General features: G+C 72.2%; 2 protein-coding genes (1 of these 2 only partly in view). Both read left to right on the plus strand.

Going from position 1 to position 21,863, the window contains the following annotated elements; all coding sequences use genetic code 11:
- Positions 1 to 21,108, plus strand: partial view of a DUF6349 family protein gene (locus ABT263_RS25415; protein ID WP_352293605.1) — the 3' portion only. 14,673 nt of this gene lie to the left of the window's left edge; the window shows 21,108 of its 35,781 coding nt (coding positions 14,674-35,781); the start codon falls outside the window, past its left edge; the stop codon is at positions 21,106 to 21,108.
- Between the two features lie 21 nt (positions 21,109 to 21,129).
- Complete coding sequence (locus tag ABT263_RS25420; protein WP_352293608.1) at positions 21,130 to 21,477, plus strand: hypothetical protein; 348 nt, start codon at positions 21,130 to 21,132, stop codon at positions 21,475 to 21,477.
- The last annotated feature ends 386 nt before the right edge of the window (positions 21,478 to 21,863 follow it).

Consider the following 21,863-nt stretch of genomic DNA (forward strand, 5'->3'; position numbering starts at 1 on the left):
AACTTCGGCTTCATCAAGAGCAAGAGCCGCTGGAAGTACAAGGGCCGCGGCAGCGACCTGGCGCGCGTCCTGGACGAGATCCGCAGCTACCTGGCGGACATGGACGAGCGCGAAGCCGTAGCTGCCGCTGCGAAGGCCGCAGCCGCAGAGGCGAGCACGGAGTACCCGCCCACCCCGCAGCAGCAGAAGATCATCGACGCGTGCCTCGCCGGACAGGACGTCGCCGTCCAGGCCCTGGCCGGCACCGGCAAGACGTCCACGCTGCTGATGGTCACCCGCCGCCTGCCCGACAAGCGCATCGCCTACATCGCCTTCAACCGGTCCATCGCCGACGAGGCGAAGCGCAAGATGCCGCGCAACGTCACCGCCGACACCAGCCACGCCTTCGCCCGGGCCGGCCTGAAGGACGCACCGATCGAGCGAAAGGTCGCCATCGCGCGCAGCCACCCCGGAGCGCGCCGGGACAAGGACGTCGCCGCGGCCCTGGGCATCACCCGGCCCCTCAGGTTCACCGGGGGAGAGGTCGATCCGGAGGACGTCGCGAAGATCGCCATGCAGGCGGTCCGCCAGTATCGCGAGAGCGCGGACGAGGACCTCGGGCCGCGGCACCTCGGCCAGTGGGGCCGCACACCCGCTGCGCCCGGTCTCCTGGACGCGGCCCGCCGGGCCTGGGCGGATATCACGGACCCCGCCAGCGACAAGATCGTCTTCAGGGGCGACGACTACATCAAGATCTGGGCGCTGACCAGGCCTCGGCTGCCCTACGACATGATCCTTTTCGACGAGGCGCAGGATATTAACCCCGTCCTGAAGCGCGTCATTCAGGACCAGCCGACGCAGACGATCGTCGTCGGTGACAGCCAGCAGTCGATCTACTCCTTCCGTGGGGCGATCGACGCTCTCAAGGACTGGCCCGCCGACATCGTGCTCCCGCTCACCCAGAGCTGGCGCTTCGGCCCGGAGGTCGCGGCCGTCGGCAACGGCTACCTGTCGCTCCTGGGCGCCGGCCTGGAGCTGCAGGGAAATCCGGCCCTGGACACGACGATCGGCCTGGTGGACGAGCCCGACGCCGTCCTGACGAAGACCAACATCGGCGCGGTCGGAGCCGTCTTCGAGGGGCTGGACGCGGGCAAGCGCGTTGCTATGGTCGGCGGCGGCAAGGACATCAAGGCCGTCGCCCTGGCGGCCAAGGACCTCATGGCCGGCCGCCGGACCAAGCACGTGGAACTGAGCGCTTTCGAGGACTGGGACGAGGTCCGCGAGTTCGCCGAGTCCAACGAGGACGCCAAGGCCCTGCAGACCTTCGTCCGCCTCCTCGACCGCTTCAGCCCTGATCGCGTCATCGACATGGTCCGCCAGCTGGTCCCGGAGGACGCCGAGGACCCTGATCAGCGCCCGCAGCTGACCGTCTCCACCGCCCACAAGGCCAAGGGCCGCGAGTGGGACCGGGTCCGGATCGGACCCGACTTCCCCCAGCCTAAGGAGGACACCGAGACCGGCGAGCTGATCCTGCCGAAGAGCGAGGATCTGCGCCTGGCGTACGTCACCGTCACCCGTGCCAAGGAGCGCCTCGAGCTCGGATCCCTCGACTACGTCCTGCGTGTGGACGGCGCGATGCTCCGAGAGGCCGGTGACGGGGCCGGTGTTGCGGCGCTGCAGGAGGCTGCGGAGCAGCCGCGTCAGGACGAGATCGGTGCCGCACTGACGCCCTCGCCGGCCGCCCCGACGACCTCGGCCCTTGCCGCGGCTGTCCCGGAGGGGACCTCCGAGCCGGCACGCCAGCTTGTTGCCGGGCCGCGGACCACGATCACCCTTTCCGCCCCTGTGCCCGACCGGTTGTCCGTCACCGTCATACCTGAGGGCGCCGGATCGGCCATCCGGCCGGTTCCCGGGGTCCCCGTCGACGAGCTGCCGGGGGCAGCCCTGCCGCTGACCGTGGTGGTGTCTGCGCTGGTTCGGCCCGCGAACCGGAACGAGCACCTGGTGGAGACGGGCGAGGTGACCGCCTGGTTCGACACGGTCCTCGCCGACGGGCCGCTCGTGCCCGCGTGGAGCAGTGCTCCCGTGCGTGCGGCGCTCGCCGCCGCGGTCGCGGACGCGATGAACGACTCCCTCGCGCCGTCCGTCGACGACCTGGTGGCTTGGGTCGTCGACCATGCCGCGCAGGATCCTGATCTGCTGCGGCATGTCGAAGGAGACAGCCCGGACGAGTTCTCCCAGGCCCTTGCCGAGGCAGTGGACGAAGCCCTCATGGATGGTGCGACGGAGCATCAGCTCTGGGCCTACCTCCGCGACGGTGTTGCCGAGGATGTCCTCGCCCGCGCCACCCCCCGGGCTTGGGAGGAGCTTCGGGCAGTGGCGCTGCGGCCGGCCGACATGGTGCTCGGTGCGCCCTTGCCGAGCACTGGCGGGCCTGCCATCGTCCCTGGCACTGCTGGTGTCGATACGGGGTCCGAAGCCGACGCGGCGCCCGAGGCGGCTTCGGACCCCGTTCTGGCCGGTGGCGTCCCCGGCACGCCGGTGCCGATGGGCAGCGCAGGCGTCCCGGTGGCATCGCGTCTCGCTGGTGCACCTCCGGCGCCTGGCGAAGTGGCTCCGCCCCTCGACGTCGTGTCCTTGCATTGGAACCCCATCGAAGGGGGTCAGGTCCCGAACGTCGCGGCCCAGCGTGTGCTGGCGGCGGCCGCAGACCGCGCCCGGAGCGCCGAGTACCTGGGGATGCTGCAGGTTGCCGAGCGGCTCGAGCCGCTCGCGCAGTTCGACGCCAACCGCCGGCACTTCTGGGAGCAGAACCTCGGCCAGGTCAAGGCACCATGGGTGCGGGCGCGGCAGGCCACGGCTCTGCGCGGCGACGTCGAACGGGTTGGCGAGCTCGCCCTGGTCGACTACCTCACGCGGATCAACGACGCGGGTTTCGACCCGCAAGCGCTGAAGGACGTCTTCTTCGGCGATCCGCAGGAACTGCAGACGCGCCGGGCGGGTATCGCGGGCGAGACGCGCCACCACGCTCGTCTGCGCCAGGTGTTCGCCGAGCGCCTGGTCGCCGCGCGGGCCGAGGCCGCGAAGGAGGGCGCCGACCCGGACGGCGTCGTCGAGTTCCTGGGCCGCATTGCCGGCGCGGACCCCGCGCAGGACGCCGGTGGCCTGCCCTGGCTGGAGACCGTGCTGGACGCGGCACTGGCCGAGGCCTATCTGGCGTACGCCCGGGCTCACCTGAGCGAGGACGCGGCGAACTTCGCGGACCACCTGCATCGGGACGCGGAGCTCAGCTCCCGCATCCAGGGCGCACCGCCTATCTTGCTCCCCGAGAAGTCCCGCTGGGTCGCGGGCGCCAACGTGGAACCCGGCACAGTCATCCGCAGCTACAGCAACGGCGAGTGGAACGACCCGCAGCTGGTCGAAGCCAACTACGGCCACAGGGTCGACCTGACATGGGTACGGGAGGCGGGAGGATCGTACGGCGGTGACTGGGGCCGGCACTCGTACGTCGCCGTCATCGACGCAGGCCAGGACGTCACGGCCGCCAAGCGTAAGGTCCGGACGGACAAGCGCCTGCGCGAGAAGCTCGAACGCAACCGGGCAGCGTGGCGGGAGAAGCAGCAGGAGCCGCCCGTCGGCCGTGACGCCGGCCTCCCCGTCTACGGGGAGGGCCTGTTCGGCGAGAAGCACCGCCGTACCGTCACCCGGGCCGTCCTGGCGCTCTCCGCCCAGCGCCCCGGCCCTGGACTGGCGACCTCCGCCGAGCCCTGGGCGCCGCTGCGGTGCACCCCGGCCGACCTCGTGAAGGGAAGCTGGTTCCTCAGCGGCGGCAGCCACGCCAAGGCCTACCAGGTCGACGCGAGCGGACTCAGCAGGAGCCTGCGCCAGGTCATCGACCCCGTCGTCGGCCCGGACATCTACCTGCGCCCTGCTCAGGAGATCACCGCGCTCGTGCCGGCGCAGGATCTGGTCCTGCCCGGCGAGAGCCTGGCCGTGACGGCGGAGCCCGGCGAGCGCGACACCCGCCGGCTGGCTGCCGCGTCGGGCTCCGAGGGGCTGCAGCTCGACGATCACGGCCGACGACTGGTCGACCTTGACCTGGACGGCGGTACGGGGCGTGTCGTCGATGCGAACGGCCACACCCGGGGCTGGATCCGCGCCCGCAGCCACCGCGGCGTGCGCCAGTGGTGGGCGCAGGACGCACGTGGTGGCACCCCCGCGGCCGACCGGTGGAGCGACCCAGTGGGCGCCGCCGTCTGGACCGCCTGGCACACCTCCACGCCGCTTCCCGAGCCGACGCGGGTCCTCGCCGCCCCCGCCCTGAACGCCGAGCAACTGCAGCAGATCGCCCCGCTGGCCGTCGCCTGGCGCACCAGCGACAATCCGCAGCTCGCCGAGGCCGCCACCGCGTGGTCGCGCAACGCCACCGCGGGCCACCCGCTGTCCCACGGAGGCCTGCCGGTCACCAGCGCCCACCTGCACACGCTCGCGGACGCCACACGCGAGGCAGCGGACACCGCCCAGCCGGGCACCGGCCCGAGCGTGCTGCTGACACAGGTGGCCCAGGCCCTGAGCACCGAAGCACAAGCCCTCGACGCCGCCTTCACCCCCCTGCCGCCACTTCACGAGCCCGACCCGCTGACCGAGCTCCCCGCGACGGCACGCCTGCACGGGCAGAGCGGTGTCGATGGCCGGCCGAAGGAAGTCCTCGCACACCAGCTCGTGATCGGCGACCTCGTGCGGGCGCCCTACCTCTTGGCCGGGGAGCGGACCTGGGCCCAAGGCCGGCTCACCGGGTACTCGACGGCGACGGTTCGCTCGCACGAGGGAACCGTCACCGGACACCGGCTGTGGATTGAGGACCCCGACGGCCTGGACATTCCGTTCGTGCCGCTCGGCACCCGGGTGCAGGTCCTCACCCAGGAACAACTCGTCCTGAACATCGGCGCTCCCGTCCGACCGGCGGCCGTCACGGAGACGGCCAGTCCTACCGACCCGGCACCCGCGGGCTGGCGGCCCCTGGACCAGGCGCCGGAGCGCCTGTTCGCCGGTGACATGGTCCGCATCCGCCGCGGCGACGGCAAGAACAGCAGCTACGAGAACGTCACCGTCCAGGACGGCCCCGACTCCAACGGCTGGTACGACACCGTGGGACCGCACCTGCGGTTCTCGATCACGCGCGTCGTGGCCGTGCCGGAAGCGGACACCTGGATATCGCCGCCCACCGAACAGGTCCTGCCCGGCCTCGAACTCACCCCCGCCAACGCAGTGGACAAGAGCGCGCCCATGGCAGCCAACGCACCTGCGGCCGAGGGGCCCGTCCCGGGTCCGTCCGCGGAGGACGACTTCATTGCCGGCACCGCGCCGTACCGCGCCTGGGCCGCGGGCGACCCCGCGTACTTCCGCGCGGCAGACGGGTCGCTCGCCCGCGGGGAGTTCCAGGAGGTCCAGTGGCCGAACTACGCCCTGGTCGACAGCGACGGCACTTCACACCAGGTCGGCGTCCGCGATGCCTGGTACCGGGACGACGAACCGGTCATCCCGCCCGCCTGGGCCGAGGCCCTGCCCGAGGGCTACGGACCGGCCCGGGCGTCCGACCTCGCCATCGGTGACGTGGTTCTCACCGTCGAGCACCGCAACGGGAAGACCGAGTTCGGGATCCCCCGCGTCGTCACGAGTCTGGACCTGGGACCCGACGGGCTGTACGACATCCATCTCTCCAACCTCGGCACCAGCACCAACGGTCGCACTCTCCGTCTCGCCCCCCGCGCGATGGTCCCCCTGTCCCACGACTCGGCCGTCGTCGCCCGGGCCACCGCCCGGATGAAGCAGCCCGACATGCGGGAGGACCTCGCCATCGGGAAGCGTGGTGCGGCCCGCAACGCCGACTTGGTCGCTAAGGCAGCGGCAGACGCCGCGGCCGGACGGATCCCGGACTTCCTCGCCCCGTTCCCGGCCCAGGACGGCTGGGTACCCGGGGACACCGTCGAGGTCTACACCCGCGACGGTGTCCACATCCCGTACGGCCACGTCACCATGGCCGAGCACGCAGTGGCCTGGTGGGTCCGCGACCGCGAGGGACACGATCACCTCGTGACTCAGCGGCGGATTCGCGCCACCGCCCCCCAGGGACCCGCTCCGACGCCGGACTGGGCCGCGAAGCTGCCCGCCACCAGCCGGATCCTGCGCGCCGGCGAGCTGCAGCCGGGCCAGATCGCCCGCGAGGTCCGCCCCCCGTACAGCGGGACCAAGCTGTTCGGCCGGCCCTTCCTCGTGGTGGGCACCGGACCCGAACGCGGCTCGACGAACCTGCGCCTCTACACCTGGCTTCCCGAGGAAGGCCAGGCATTCTCCTCCGCTGGCCGGCATCTGGACGGCGTCCACCCCCTCACCGAATACGTCGTCGACGCGGGCCCCGACGAACAGGACCTCGCTTCGCGCCTGCTCGCCGAACCTCGGGTGCAGGCACATCAGCAGGCCGCCGCGGAGCGGGCAGCGCTGATCCGGGCCCACGCCGACGGCGACGCGATCGCCCCGACAGGTGATGAGCCCACAGAAGCCCCCGCCCCCGGGGGGTGGGAGGAAGTCGTCGGTGACCACCTCGACCTCCAGGGCGGCGAAAGGGTCCGTGTCCGCGGACGCGGCAACACCTACCTCTCCACGCGCATTGGCCCGCTCACCGGGCGCGAGTACTACGAGTCCATGACGCCGGGCTTCCCCTTCGTCTTCCCCGCCTCGGCGATCGTCGCGATGCCGGCAGGCACGCCCGTCCTGTACCGGCCGGGCACCACGTCGGCCAAGCGCCAGGAACGCCAGGCCAATGCTCAGCCGGCGGGGCAGGAACAGCTCGACTTCGACAGCCCCGCACCGACGCCGGCGGTGCCCGCGCCAGAGGCAGGCGATCAACAGCTCCCCGCCCCCACCGTTGTGCCAGGACCGGTCACCACCCTTCCCAGCGGCGGGGTCGAGGTCCGCGAGACCGAGCCAGCACTCAACACGCAGGACACCGCTTCCCTGCCCCCCTTGGTCCGGATGGAGCGCCACCACGCCAGCGCGGCCGCCATCACCGTCGACGGACTGCGCTTCTCCGCGCAGCTCACGCAGGACGAAAGCGGCGCCGTGCAGTGGATCCTCTCGCTCGGCGGCTCGACACCCATCGCCACAGCCCCGGACGCCGATGGCCTGGTATCGCAGGCGGTTCGTCACGCGGCCGAGCTGTTCGAGCTGCCGGCGGACACCGGCCTGTGGCCCGAAGTGCTGACCACGGACGACGAGCAGCATGAGTGGCTTCCCGGCCCCAGGCTGCTGTTCACCAGCAGCGGCCGGACCTACGACGTCGGCAACGACGAGATCGTCCACATGGCCACCGCCGACGGCAGCAACTTGGAGGCGGCCAGCCGCGAGGAGATGCTGCACGTCCTGCGCCGCCACGCCCAGCCCCGGCGGGGCAACGCCGTTGACTCCCTGCTGGAGGAATCGGAGGGTTACACACCCCCCTTGATGAGCCGGGTGTACATCGCCGTGGATCCCGCCACAGGGTTGAGCGAGTACAAGATCCGCCAGTCGGACGGTGCCGGGCTCATTCCCTCCGGCGGCTCCAGGTTCCGGCGGGCGTCGCCCAAGCCTGCCAGCGACATCGCCGCAGTCCCCACCGACCGGGCGGAAGCATTCGCCACCAGGTCCGGCTACCGCATCGCGGGGACCTGGGAGATCGTCAACGCGACCACCAAGCGAGCGCTCCTCGACTTCGCGCACCGCACGCCGCCACCGCAGCCCCCCACCGAGCAGCCCGTGCAGCAGGCCGTCGACCAAGCACCCGTGCAGGGCGTCGAGGCGACGCCCGCCGTGCCGACACGGGCCGCCGTCCCGGTCGAGGCGCAGCTGTGGATCGAGCACAACGGATTCGTCACGCGCCTGCACGGTGTCGATCCCAAGGACAAGGAGTTCGACCAGGTCCGCAAGGGCGTCGGCGGGTTCAGGCGCGTCACCGCCGGCGGACTGGTGCAGGTCTGGGAACTGCCGACGACCTGGAAGCAGCGGATCAAGCGCGATACGCGGGTCACGTGGCTGGTCGAGCGCCTGGCGGACCTGGGCCGGGAGATCCCCGTCTACCTCGACGCCGCCGACCGGGCGGCCGCCCTCGAACCCGGCGGCCGCCACAGCAACTCGGTCGATCAGCTCACCGCCGACGAACGACGCGGACTCGAAGCCGACACCGCGGACGGCCGCGCGCGCCGCTGGTCGCCCGTCGACTTCCAGCCCGGCGACGAGATCCTCCTCGCCCGGGGCTGGTGGCAGAGCGTCCGCACCGTCCAGACGACCTCCCTCGACACCGGCGACTCCGCCCCCGTCCGGACGGGATGGGTGATCGCCCGCCGCCGGGCCGGCCGGATCACCACCGCCGACTCGCCGGTCCCCACCGGCCATGCCCGCCCCGGCTCGCTCGACCCGGCCAAGATGACCTCCGCCGAGGTCACCGCCGAACTCACCAGCCTCGACCTGCCCGCCGAAGACCCGACACACGAACCGCTCATCGAACGACGGCGCACCCTGCTCGCCCAGCGCGCCGAGCAGCACCGCGGCCGCAACGTCATCCGCGAGCAGGAACGCGCCCAACTGCGCGGATGGATGGCCGACCCCGAGCACGCACCCCCACACCTGGTCCGGGTCACCGACGAGGGCGGCGTCCTGGTCGGCTGCGTCGTGCCGGCCGGAAACGGCTTCGCGGCCATCGACGTCGACGGCGGCTCCGCGCTGGACATGATCTTCGGAGCGGTCCCGGACGCGGTCGCAGGCGTCCACGAGCTGCGCCGGCGCCACGAGGACCGGACACCGGCCGGCTGGAGCTACGCGGGCTGGTCCCAGGTCGCCCCTGGCGAGACCGTTCGGTTGCCCCGCCCGGAGATCGCAGGCCGGGGCGAACTCGCCGTCGCCCCCGATCGCTGGGGCGAGCCGTTCATCCTCCGCTCGGTCGAACGGGCCGACGACGGCTCTCTGACCGTCGGCGGAGAACGGAACGGACAGACCTTCACCGAGCAGGTCCCCGCCGACACGGCGAACCTGGGTACCTCCCGCACCGCCGTCGGTGTGGTCCAGGTGGCGGGCGGCCGCAGCTGGCTCGCGATGCAGGAGCGCGACTTCGGAATCCCGGCCCCGGCCGCTCAAGAAGTTGCAGACCCCTTGTCCGCAGACCCCTACGGCACCCCGCCCATCACCGTGGTCGCCGCGGGCCCGAACGCACCGATGGTCGCCGGTGAACCTGAGCCCCCACGAGAGCAGACATCGCCCCAGCGGTCTGTCATCACCGAGGACACCCACGCCGGACAACTCGGCCTCGATCTGACGACCGAGGGCGGCCACCCGATCCCGCCGACCGGCATGACCCTCGTCGACCACGGGGACAACTCCTGGACCGTGACCCGCGGCGACACGTCGTTCCGAGTGACCCGCGACACCATCACGGAGGGAGAACCGCTCGACGTGGTGGGGCCGGGCGGTGCGGCCGTCGCCACCTCCACCGACTGGCAGGTGATCTTCGACGCCATCGCGCGGAGTGCCGTCGCGCCCGGGCCCAATCCGCCCATGTCGCAGCCGAACGGCGTGCCTCTCCCCGGCGCACAGGCGGACGGCACCCACACCGATCCTGTGGACAGCATCCACACCCGGCTGGAACCCGGCGAATCGGTCACGCGTTACGAGCACCCGGTAGGCCCGGAATACGACCGGTTCCACCCGCACCCGGGCGAGGACTGGGTCTTCACCAGCCAGGAGGGCTACGAGTACCGCCTGACGAACGAGGTCACCAAACCTGACCGCTGGCACGTCACGTGGATGCCTTGGTCGCACTCGCCCATCAACGGCGGCTACCGGTGGATCGGCGACAACCCGACCCAGGATGTGGTGCTGGCCTGGATCCGGCGCGACAGCCAGTCGCAGGCGCTGGCGGCCGCGCGGTGGAAGCGCTGGGGACACCTGCAGAAGCAGGTGCCGTTCTCGGTCACCATCGAGATGGAGGAGGTGGAGTCAGGCGTCATGCGGGTGGCGCGCTTCGGGCGCCAAGGCATCGCGGCCGACTACCCGTGGGGCTGGGAAACCCATCAGCGTGGCCGCCTGGGGGAGAACCCCAACCGGCGGTACAGCGACGGAATCCGCCTTGAACTCGCAGCCCATGAACTGACCTACCAAGGACTGCTCAACCTACCCGACGACCGCCTCCGGGTCGTCAGCACCCACCGCGAGATGGACGAGCCCTGCGCAGAAGGAGGACCCAAGCACCTGGGGTCCTGCGCCTCCAGCGCCAAGGACCGCCGCTTCCTGGTGGAAGTCCTGGCCGCAGACGGAACTTCCCACGGCACGGTGGTGATCTGCCACCAGCACCTCGCGCACCGCCTCACCGGCGACGACTCGTTCAACCGCGAGGTACCCAGCGTCGCCCACAGGCTTTCCGGGGGAGCCGGGAGCTGGGTCGACTGGCAGGACCGGCTCAACGAACTCGTGTGGACGCTGGTCGGGCCCGCCGTCGACGCGGGCCAGCCGGTTCCGGATGTCAAGGCAGCACTGTACGAGGCGGCCCTCGCCGACGGCGACAAGCGCGCCGCCCGAGCCGCCAAGCGGGCATCGCGCGAGCGCGGGGAAACCAAGACCCAGCAGAACCAGGCCGCGGACGCCGCCACAGCCGACCGGCAGGGCAGCAACCGAGCCGACCTGATCACCCAGGCGGAGGCCGAAGAACGCCAGTGGCACCAGCCGGTCCGCTCCAAGCCCCTTCCTGACCAGGACACGGCGACGGACAAGACCGATGAGGAGCCGGCTGCGAGCGGGTCCGACGCCCGCGAGACAGCCCCGGCCGCGACCGTGCCCAGTTCCTTCGAGTTCGGAGAGGAAGTCCACGGCCACCAGGGCCTCGTCGGCCGGTTCTTCGCGGTCGACGACGAGGGCATGGCCCACGTCCAAACCCAGGACGGATTCACCGAGCGGCCGGTGGGCGAGCTGTGGCGCCCGGGAGAAGAGCCCACACCCCAGCGCTCCCGCGAGCACTGGCCCGCGGCCCTGGCCCAGGCGGCCACCACCGAAGGCATCGACCTCGCCGACGACGGAGCCCGCCTGACGCACCTCGACGAAGCCGCCGGCCACGGGCTCGTCACCAACGCGGACGGCGACGTCATCGGCTGGATCCGGGCACGCACCGGCCCGAAGGGGCGCCGCTACTGGTGGGGTCAGGACGCCCGCGGCGGCAACCCCCACCTCATGCAGTGGCACGACGCCATGCCCGACACCGCGGGCATCCCGCAGTTCCGGGCAGCCCAGGCCGCCGCCTACGACCACGCCTACGGCCTGAAGAGCGACAAGCGCCCCGTCATGCCCGGCGAAGCCCACGAGGAGCTGACCCTCACCGAAGCCCGGGTCCGCGAGCTCAACCTGCTGCACCTCCCGGCAGACCGTGAGGACGGCCCTGAACCGATCACCTTCAGGCCCGGAGTGTGGCTCCGGTACGTCTTCAGCTCCGCACAGATGCACGCCTACGCCGAGGCCGCGCGCAGCGCCGCCAACGCCATCGTCATCGACGACAGCACCCCATCGGCCGAGCGTCGCCGCAAGCAGGTCCTCGAACGCCTCGCACTGTGGCTACCCCTGAAGGCCCACGAGGCGCAGACCCGCCGCGTCACCCTGCCGCGCCCGGGCGAGCCCGACCCCTGGGCCACCCCCCACCAGGACAGCCAGCAGGCCCAGGCACTCGACGACACCACCGCACCCACACCCCACACCGCGCAGACACCCGAACCGACGTCCACGACCGACCCCGCCGGCGGCGACCCGTCAACCTCCACCCAGCCCTCGGACGGGGAACCGGTGAACGAAGCGCCCACCATCCGCGAAGGCGACCCCTACATCGGCCGACCCGGCCAGCAACTCGGCCCGCTCCTGGCCGAAGTCGCCGAAACCGACATCGTCAACGGCGCCAAGGGCCCCGCACTCCTCGTCCGGCTGCGCACCGCCGCCGGCCAGTTCCTGGTCCTGTCAAATCCCGAAGGCAGCCCCGTCGCGAACAGGGACCAGGTCCTCGTCACCGGCACGGTTGCCAAGCACTCGCTGTTCGGCGGCGAGCCGCGGACCGAACTGAGCCGGGCCCGCATCGAGCTGGCCGCCGACACGCACGAGCGGGCAACTTCCCGCCAGGCCGCCCCTGCCGGGTGGACCGCGATCACCCACGACCAGATCCCTCCGCAGCTGGCGGTCGGCGACCAGGTGCGCGTCATCGACCTGGACGGCCCGTTCGCCCGGCCCGACACGCCGGCCACACCCGGCAGGTACTCGCCGCGCATGACCCGGCCCGCCACCACCAGCTACAGCACGGTGACCGTCGACTCCGTCACCCAAGACCCGGTCGGCGACCGCTACACCGGTCACACCCGCCACGCCCGCACCATCGAATTCTCTGCTGCGGACATCGCCGCCGTCATGCCCAAGACCCCGGAGGCGCCCGCTCCCGAGCCTGTCCTGCTGGCCCCGCCCGCGGTGGAGGCCCAAGCCGCACCGGAGCCGCAGGCGTCGAGCCGGCCGGACGGCGCCGACCTGACGCCCGCCGACCTGACGCCCGCCGACCTGACGCCCGCCGAACGCCGCCGCCTGCGCGCCGTGCTCGCCGCCCTGCCCTTCCACCGCCGGGTGGCCCTCTGGGCCGCGCAACCCCTCCAAGCGGGCGACGACGTCCTGATCGAGGACAACGACTGGCTGACCGTCGCCGACGCCAACCCCAACACCCTGCGCACCACCAACGGCGAGTTCCACAACGTCGCCGCCGTATATGCGGCACGGCGAGGCACCCGGATCATCACCGCCGCCACCGTCCCACCCCCGGACCAGCCGACCGCTGAACCAGAGCGAGCGGCGGAGTCGAGCCTGGACGAAAACGGTCCCTTCACGGACCCGGGCACCCTGCTCGGCGCGCACCAGCGACTGCGGCAGGCACTGGTGCTCCTCGACGCCCTGATCGGCAAGTACGAGATCACGGCGGAGGAGGCGTCGAAGAGCATCCTGACGGCCGCCCGGTCCGACTTCGGAGCGGTTCCCGCCGCTGCCCTAACAGTGGAGTTCCTGGCCCCGCCGTCGGAGATGGTCGCGGCCGCTCGCGTCCTGGCCGGCCACCCGGACGACGCGAAGCGGCATGCCGCTCAGAGGGCCTCGCGCGACAAGGACCACAACGTCCGGATCGAGGCGAGGGTAGACGCCGGACACCCGCTGAAGTCGGTTCGCAGGGCCGCCCGCGACCTCCACACCCTCGCCGAACACTTTGCCGGGCGCCTGGAGGCGACACCCGATGCCGAACTTGGCGCGTTGGCCGCCGGCGCCGCGGCGCGGGCGACCGGAATCGATCTGGAGGTTACCGAAGGCTGGATGTTCTCCGCGACTCCCGGCCCACTCGGGCAGGGCCAGGACGTCCGCGTGCAGAACGACGACGGCAGCTACACCATCGCGCGTCTCCTCGAGGCCGGCGCCGGTCCGTGGCGGGCCACCGACCTTGTCACCGGGCGGCCGCGCACCGTCAATGCCGCCGTCGTCGTCGCGCTTCCGGCCGGCCAAGCGCTTGAGGGTCCCGACGGGTCCGATCCCGAAGCGGACCCCGCCGGTGTCCTGCGAAGGGCGGCCTTGGGGGAGTGGGGGCGCACGATCGCCGCCCTCGCCCTCGGCGCCCCCGAGCGGACCAAGAACCCTCGCCGAGCGTCCCGGGCGCTCCACCAGCTCGCCGGCTCCCTCCGCTCGTGGGGGGCCGCCGTGCCGGAACCCATCGCTGTACTCGCAGCCTCCGCAGGCACCCAAACCGACGGCGCCGAGCTGCCGTTCTTCGACGACGCCGACCAGCTGCGGGAGCACTACCGCGAACAGCCGATTCCCCGCGCACACGACCAGCGCGCCGCCCGGATGCGCCATGAGGAACGCATCCGTCTGTCGGCCGACGAGCACTTCTCCCTCTCGGAGGGGGGACGCCTGGTCATCATGCGAGCCGGTGAAAGGCCGCTCAACGGGCGCCCGAAGCGTGGCCAGGACGCGGGCTGGGAGATTCGGTTGCCGTGGTTCCTGGCGAGGATCAACCACGTCGGCAAGATCATCACTCGTACCCACGCCCAGATGGTCGCCAGCGCGCTGGAGTCCATCGTCGACGCGGACGGCAGTCCGTTCTTGTGGGATGCGCCCGAGGTGGACGAGCTCGTCGAGGCCTTCCGGGACCGCGAAGGCCGTGACCTGGCCGAAGCCATCGCCCAGACCCTTGCCGTCACGCCGGGCCTGGACGAGGACGCCACGTTCGCCCGCACCGCGAAACGCTTGCGCGCCCAACGCGAGCACGGATCCCCGCCCGCACAGCCCGCCGCTCCGACGACGCGCCCTCGGAGCCACGTTCCGGCCACGCTGGTGCCCCAATTGCCGGCCGCAGCAACCCCCGTCACGACCAGCACCGGTACACCGGCAGACGCACCCGCCCCCCGAACAGCGCCCGGCAGCGGCCAGGACGTGACAACCCCCGACCGGGTGCTGACCCCGGCCCCGGTCAGGACTGTGACGGTCCTTGCCGAGGATGCGCTCCTTGCGCCGGAACCTCGTCCGGGAGAGGGACCCGCGCCGGCCGCTGAGCCGGCCGCGCCCGTTCCTCCAGCACAGGAGCAGGCGGCATGGCAGATCGCGCCCGGGCACCCCGACGCCGTTCCCGACCATGCCGCCCCGGGCAGCCACTGGCCGAGCGTCGAGTCCCGGGGGCACGAGCACCGCGGTGCCTGCCTGAGCTGCCCGCACCGGGGCCCCGTGCGCAGTGACCAGGCGAGCGCTGTCGCGGACGCGCTCGACCACACGCACCCGGGCTGGCGCCAGACCCCCGTCTTCGCCTCACCGTTCTGGATGGACGCCGTCAGCCCGCCGCGCCGCCTGCGGGACGTCGAGGCGTGGGCACGGGCCTCCCAAGCGGTCCTTCCGGACGGCTGGGTCGACACAGCCGGTCCCGTTCGCGTCCATGGCGCGGAGCCGGCCGTCAGGCCGCCGAGCAGCGGCAGCGGACGCTACGAGGTCATCACGAACGAGCCGGTCCACGTCGCTATCACCCGGAACAAGGCCGGCCAAGGCGTCCTCACCTTCCCGCCGCCGCCGGGCATCACCCGGCCCACCGACGCGGAGACCGCCCGCGCGCTGCTGGCCGCAGCCGCAGAGCGTGCCGACGACCAGCGCCGCGAGGCCCTGCGAATGGCGTACCAGGCCAAGACACTTGCCCCGGTGGCGGACGGCCTGTTCGTCGTCTTCCAAGCGGACAACGGGTGGAACCTCATGCCGGGAGGCGGAGCGCTCACGCCACTGCCACCCACCCTGCGAAGGTTCGTGAACAAGTCGGAGGCGGTCGAATTCGCGAGCCGGGCAGCCGTCCTCCTGCACACGCCGCCGCTCGCCGGGACCCTCCCGCCCCTCGACTTCGCCGACCCGGACTTCGAGGAGACCTGCGCCCGTCACCTCGCCGACCACGGTGCCCACGTCTCCACCCTGGCGAATCTGTTGCTGGCCACCCGAGCCGGCCTCGAACGGGACCTCCACCACCACAGCTCTCGCTTCGTCCGCGACTGGGCCGCGTTCGAATACAACCCCGACCGGGCAGCTCCCCAGGACGGGCACGCCTGGGCAGACCAGCTCAAGGTTGACGACTGGATCTCCATCACCGTCCCCGGACACCCCACCCGTCGGCCGGCCCGGGTCGTCTACGCCACGACAGACGACCTGGGAGCCGTGCACCTCGATCTCGACATCGACGGCACTCCCACCAGCCGCACTGTCGCCCGCAACACCTCCATCGCCCGCGCCACCCGCCCCCAGCCCCCAGCCCTTGTCGCACAACCAGTGCCGCCCGTGCCGGATGTGATCGCGGAAGCAGAGGCGTCCCTCGCGGCTCCTGCCGTAGTCGGGGAGCCCACTGCGGATGCCGCCGATACCGTAGACATCGTCGAACAGCCGACTTCGGCTGTGCCGGAGGTGGAGGCGGGAGCCGTCGGCGTCCCCGCGGACGCCGTCGCAGCCGAAGAACCGACTGCCGTCGCAGCCGACACCGTCGATGTTGTTGCGCAGCCGACGGCGGCTGGACCCTCCCTGGAGTCCCAGGCCCCGGCCGCCGTCGTTCGGGCCGCCTTGCTCGCGAGGCTGGAGGAGTACCAGGACGTCCTGGACTCGGAGCCGGGTATGGCCCGCTTGGCACGCGACGCCGCACCGGGGCCGGTCATCGACGAGCAGGTCCTTCACCTCGCCGTCGTCCTCACCTCCGACGGCGTGAAGGTGGCCGCCGCATTCGGCCGTGCGCCCGGTCCGGACGCGGCAGCGTGGACGGCAACCGAGCTCCGGGCCGTCAACCCGACCGACCTCCTTGCCGCTCTCCGCGTCCCTCCAGTCGTCGAGCCGCAGACCCAGCCGGAGGCAGTAGTCCCTGTTCCGCAGGCCCCGCCACCGGCCGCAGCACCCGGGAACGAGCGGCTCCACCAGGTCCTGGCCGCAGCCCAGGAGCTGCTCGCCGCCAGTCTCAGCACAGGTGCGCGGTCAGAGCCCGCCCGCCGCTACCTCGCCGAACGGGGTGTGCCCGCAGAGGGCCCCGTCGCCGCGCACTGGCGCATCGGGTACGCCCCCGGTGGCTCGGGCACCTACCTGACCGACGCCCTGCGAGCCCAGGGCTTCACCGACGCCGAGCTCCTCGCCGCCGGCGTCAGCGCGGACGGCGACCGGGGCCTGTTCGACGCCATGCGCAACCGCGTGACCTTCCCCATTCTGAGCGGCGACGGCCGCGTGATCGCCTTTACGGGGCGCGCCCTGCGCGTATCCGACACCAACCGCAAGTGGGTGAACACCCGCAACACCGCGCTCTACACCAAGGGCGAGGCCCTCCTCGGCCTCGGCCACCACCGCCAGGCCCTGGACGGCCGAGGCCCGTTCGTCATCGCGGAGGGCGCCTTCGACCTCGTGGCCGTGGGCGAGGCCCTGCGCCGCGCCGACCGGCCGGCGCCGATCCCCGCCGGGCCGTGCGGCACCGCCCTCACCGAGCAACAGGTGCAGGCCCTCGCAGCCCTGGACCGGCGACGTGACATCGTTCTCGTCTTCGACCCGGACGAAGCCGGCGACAAGGCACTGCGGGCAGCCTGGGACCTGCTCAAGGGCTGGCAGGGACGCGTCTACGCCGTCCGCCTGCCCGTCGGCAACGACCCGACGGTCAAGAACGACCCCGGCCGGATCTTCGAAACGCAAGGCCCGGACACGCTCTACTCCCTCATGTCGAGCAACTATCAGCCGGCCCTCGACGCCGTTCTCGACGCCGAACTCGCCCCGCTGATCGGCGACCCGGTCCAGGCGTGGAAGGCAACCGAGAAGGCCGTCGAACTGATCCTCGCCTCCGGCGACCCGCAGCAGATCTCACGCCAGCTTCCCCGCCTGGCTGCCCTCGGCCTGGACCTGGAAACACTGGCGGAGGAGATCGAACGCGAGCTGTCCCACCTCGCCGACCAGGCTCTGGGCGATGCCTCCATGCGTGAACTGCGCGAGGCCCGAGCGGCAACGGCGAGCACCGCGCACCCCGACCGCGCCCAGAGGCCGACCATGACCACACCCGAAGCCGCCGCCCCGCCCCAGCCCGGGACGCCCCCCGCCCCATCACCTGCGACCGCACCCCCAGAGCCCTCGGCAACTGAGCTCACATCGAAACCTGCGCAGCCCGCCCCCGCCCCGGTCGGTTCGCCCGCGTGGCTGGCCTACTGGGCCGAACGGCTGCCCGAGCGACTGCCTACCAGCGTCGCCCCCCTCGAACGTGTGCTGTTCCTCAACCTCGTGCGGGACCTGGCGTTCCGTCTCGGAGACGGGCCGGACCACCTGCCCGGGCTTCGGGAGCGGGTCCTCGAGGCGACAGAGATGTTCGCGCGCGCCGAGGGCGACCAGGCGGTGCGCCACCTCATCACCGCAGCCGGTGACCACCCGAACTATGAGGAGATCGGACGCGTCCGGCAGATCCTCGATCAGGCCCGCCCTCCATTCCCGGAGCAGGGCAACCGGTCGGAGCCCGGCCCGAAGGAGGAACCGAGCGTGACAACTCCCATGCCCGCAGGCCGCGCTGGCCAGCCCGACGACCCCTTGCGGATGTTCATCGGCAAGCCCGGGGGACCCGACGGGGGATCGACCTTCGCCGTCAACCTCGCGACGCTCGCTCACAAACTCAAGAACGCCCGACTGACAGCCGACGAACAGCTCGAACTTCAAGAACGTTGGATCCTCAATGCCTACGGCGACGACAACGAGCGCCGAGCCATCCATGGAGAGCCCGACAACGGGGTCTTCCCCGGCACGCAGCGCCGCGTGCGGATCGACCCCGACTTCACCGCCCCTGAACCGTCCCGCCTCATTGCCGGCGCCCCGGCCGGCCAGGACCCCGTCGGCGCACGACTGACTCTGATCCGCCACCTCACGGCACGAGCGGCGCAGGAGGCCGACGCCCGGCCCGATGTCGCGGCAGCCTTCCGCGACACTGTCCGGCAACTGCGCCTGGAGGTCACAGGCCGCCCTTCCGACCGGCCCGGAGCCCCGGCCCTGAGCGACCCGCCGCCCGACCTGATCATCAAGGCGACTCGCATCATCAGTCTCGCTCCCAGCGCCTCCCCGCTCACCCTCTGGGCCGAGCTGGGGATCGACTACGCGGCCACCGAGAAGCTCCTCGACGTCATGGAGAAGGCCGGAGCCGTCGGTCCGCTGGCTCCGGGAGGTGCGATTCGAACCGTCAGGCGACGACCGGCCGCCGAGGGCGGGACAGCGGACGCCCCCTCGCAGTCGCAGGCCACGACGCCGGAACAGGCAGTCACCTCCGCGAGCACCACCCCCGCACCGCACTCGGCCGACAACCAGGCAACGCCGATGGACCAACTCGTCGACACGGCAGCCACCGCGATCACCGAATCGGCGGCCAGCACCGACACCGCCCTGGAACAGATCGAAACCCTGCGCCGGGAAATCGCCGCGCTCCGCTCCCACGTCCAGCAGATGTTCACTCCGCAGGACGCCGCGGCCACCCAAAGTACCGCCGCCCCGGAAAGCCCCGCCACGCTCGCCGAGGCCATCGGCGCAGTTGCGCGGGACGCCGCCTGGTACCTGAACATGCCGCAATGGATCAAGATCCAGAGCGTCCAGGCCGCCGCCCTGGACGCCTGGTCCACGATCAGCGAGCACCTGCAGAGCGCGCCCGGGGACGGCCGCCTCGAACGGCTGGCCCGAGCCGTCACCGCCCTCGGCGCCCAAGGCATCGCCGCCGCCGCGTTCAGCCTCGGAAACGAACTCGCGGCCCGCAGCCACAGCGGATCCCCGGCCTGGACCTCCCTACGCACCCTCTACCGAGCAGCCGACGCACTACGCTCCCGCGTCCTGGGACACCAGCACTCGCCGGAAGCCGCCCAAGAGCAGGCCGGCATCGAAGCGGACCTGCAGGCCTTCGCCAAGGAGATGCGCACCGAACGGGCCCCGGAGGCACCCGAGGCAGCCCCCGAGACCGGGCCCGCGATAGCGCAGACGCCGGCCGAGCCCGCCCCTGAACAAGCCGACGAGCAGACCCTGCCCTGGCTGCGACGCGCAGCCGAGGGAGTCAGCACCTGGCTGACGGACATCGACCGGCGGCTCGGCAACACCGCCGACCGGGCCTGGAGCGGGATCATGTCCCTCTGGAACCGCATGACCGACGCCCTCCAAGCAGCCGCGGACAGCGGCGAGAGGTTCGGCACCGACCTGCGCTCCGTCGGACTCTTCAAAACCCTCTGGCTGCGCGCCGTCGAGAAGGTCAGCGACCTCCTCGCCGACTACACCACCCGCCGCACCGCCGTCGACAAGCCGCCCACCCGCACCGACGAACTCGCCCGCAGCGCCCGCCACCGCCTCGAGGAGCACCGCGAACACCTCCGCGGAACCCTCCCCACCGACCGCGTGCGACCCGAGGGCTACTACGACGACACCTCCTTCCTCAGCCGCTCCCGCGCCTCCCAGACGCTGCGCACCGAGCGACGTACGCTCCTCCGGGAACTCGAGCAGCCGAACCTCGCCCCCCAGCAGCGGCTCGCGCTCCAGGAACGCTGGGTCCTCAACACCCACCGCCAGGACACCCTGGCCGCAGGGGCACCCGAGGCGGCCTGGCAGAGCCAGCTGCCGCTACCCGAATATGCCGCACTGCGGGAGCCGGCCGAGCTGGTCGCAGGCTCCCGGCCCACCCCTGATCCCATCACCGCCCGCGCCGACCTCGCACGACACCTGGACGCCCGAGCGGACCAGCTCCGGGGCGCCGAACCCGAGACGGCCCGACTCTTCACGGACGTCGCCCGAGGCCTGCGCCGGGAGATCACCGGCCGGCCGCAGGCCCTCAGCGAGGGAAACGCCGTGCCCCCGGAGGCCCTACGGGCCGCCGCCCGCATCATCGCCGAAGGCGCACCGGCCTCACCCCTCATGCTCCGGGACCGGCTCGACCTCAGCTACGCCGACGCCGCACAAGCCCTGCACACCCTCGAAGGCCTCGGCGCCGTCGGGCCCATCCCCCCGCAGCAGCAGGGCGCGGCCCTGCGCCCCACCCTCATCAGGCCCGACCAGATCGCCGACCTCGACCAGCGGATCACCGCCACCCGGCCCGCCGCCGGGCCGCGCACCGGCCAACCCGCCAGCCCGACGTCCCCGGCCAGCCCGACGTCCCCGGCCGACCTGACGCCCGCCGAAGTCCGCTCCACCCTGCGCGCCTACGCCGAAGACCACCTGCGGCGCGTGGGACCGAACACCTCACAGGGCAAGATCACGAAGAGCCTCCTCGACTCCCTCGACCCCGCGGCACCCAAGCCGACCACGCGCAACACCCAGATCAGGGCGGCGGCACCCGCGGTCCTGGCCTCGCTGCAGGCGGCCGCCGCGACCACCTCCGCCGCACACCAGGATTTCGCAGTCATGAAGCAGCTCGCCAAGGACGCCCTACGAGGCGATGCACCGCTCGCTGCCGCCGCGGCCGCGCGTGGTCCGGCCGGCAGGCGTCAGGCCAAGGCCGGGGCCCGTCCGGCGCAGCAGCAGCGCCCCCAGCCGCCCGCTGCCGGCCGCCGCCCGGCCGCGGGCGGCTGACAGAGAGGAGAGTGACGACCTGTGGCACGGCAGATGAGCACCCGGGAACTCAGCGAGGAGCGCGCCCGGCTGACGGCCGCCCTGCTCCGGCGTCAGTCGGACGTGCTCCGGACGGCAGAGCGGCCCGAAGGGAGCAGCGGTCCGGCTGAGCTGCAGCGCCAGCAGCAGGATCTGGAAGCTGTGGCCTCGCAGCTGCGGGAGACGACGGCCGAGCTGGAGCGCCGCACCGCGGCGGCGGCCGACGGCCCGGTACAGGCGGTCCGGAAGATCCCTGCACCGCTGGCCGAGCAGCAGCAGATGCAGACTTGGCATCACCGGCGCACGCCGATCGGAGACCGAACGGAGGAGGAGCGGCGCGGCATGGCGTGAGCGTCCAGTACTGCGAACGGCTTGCGTGGGACGGGCCCGCCGGATTCCAGCTCGGCCACGACCTGGAACGTCAGCGCTTCCATGTCCGCCACCGGAAACGGATCAGCTGCCATGACCTGGACCATCGGGCATTCACGGTAGGCAGCCTGTGTCGCAGGTCGAGTCGGGTCATCCACCACAGGCCTCCCCCCGTGGCCGGGGCTTCTCGACGCCCAGTGCCCGACGCTGGTCTGACCGTCCAGCGGTTCAGCGAGATACCCCGATCGAGTGGCGCGCAGAAGCGGGGGGGGGGGGGGGGGGGTGGAGGGCGGGGACCACCACCCGGGCCCCCCGCCAGAGCGTGGGGCAACAGGGCGCGGGCGGGGGGGTGTGACCGCCACCCCCCA

This window comes from Kitasatospora sp. NPDC001603 (assembly GCF_040298365.1).
GTDB lineage: Bacteria > Actinomycetota > Actinomycetes > Streptomycetales > Streptomycetaceae > Kitasatospora.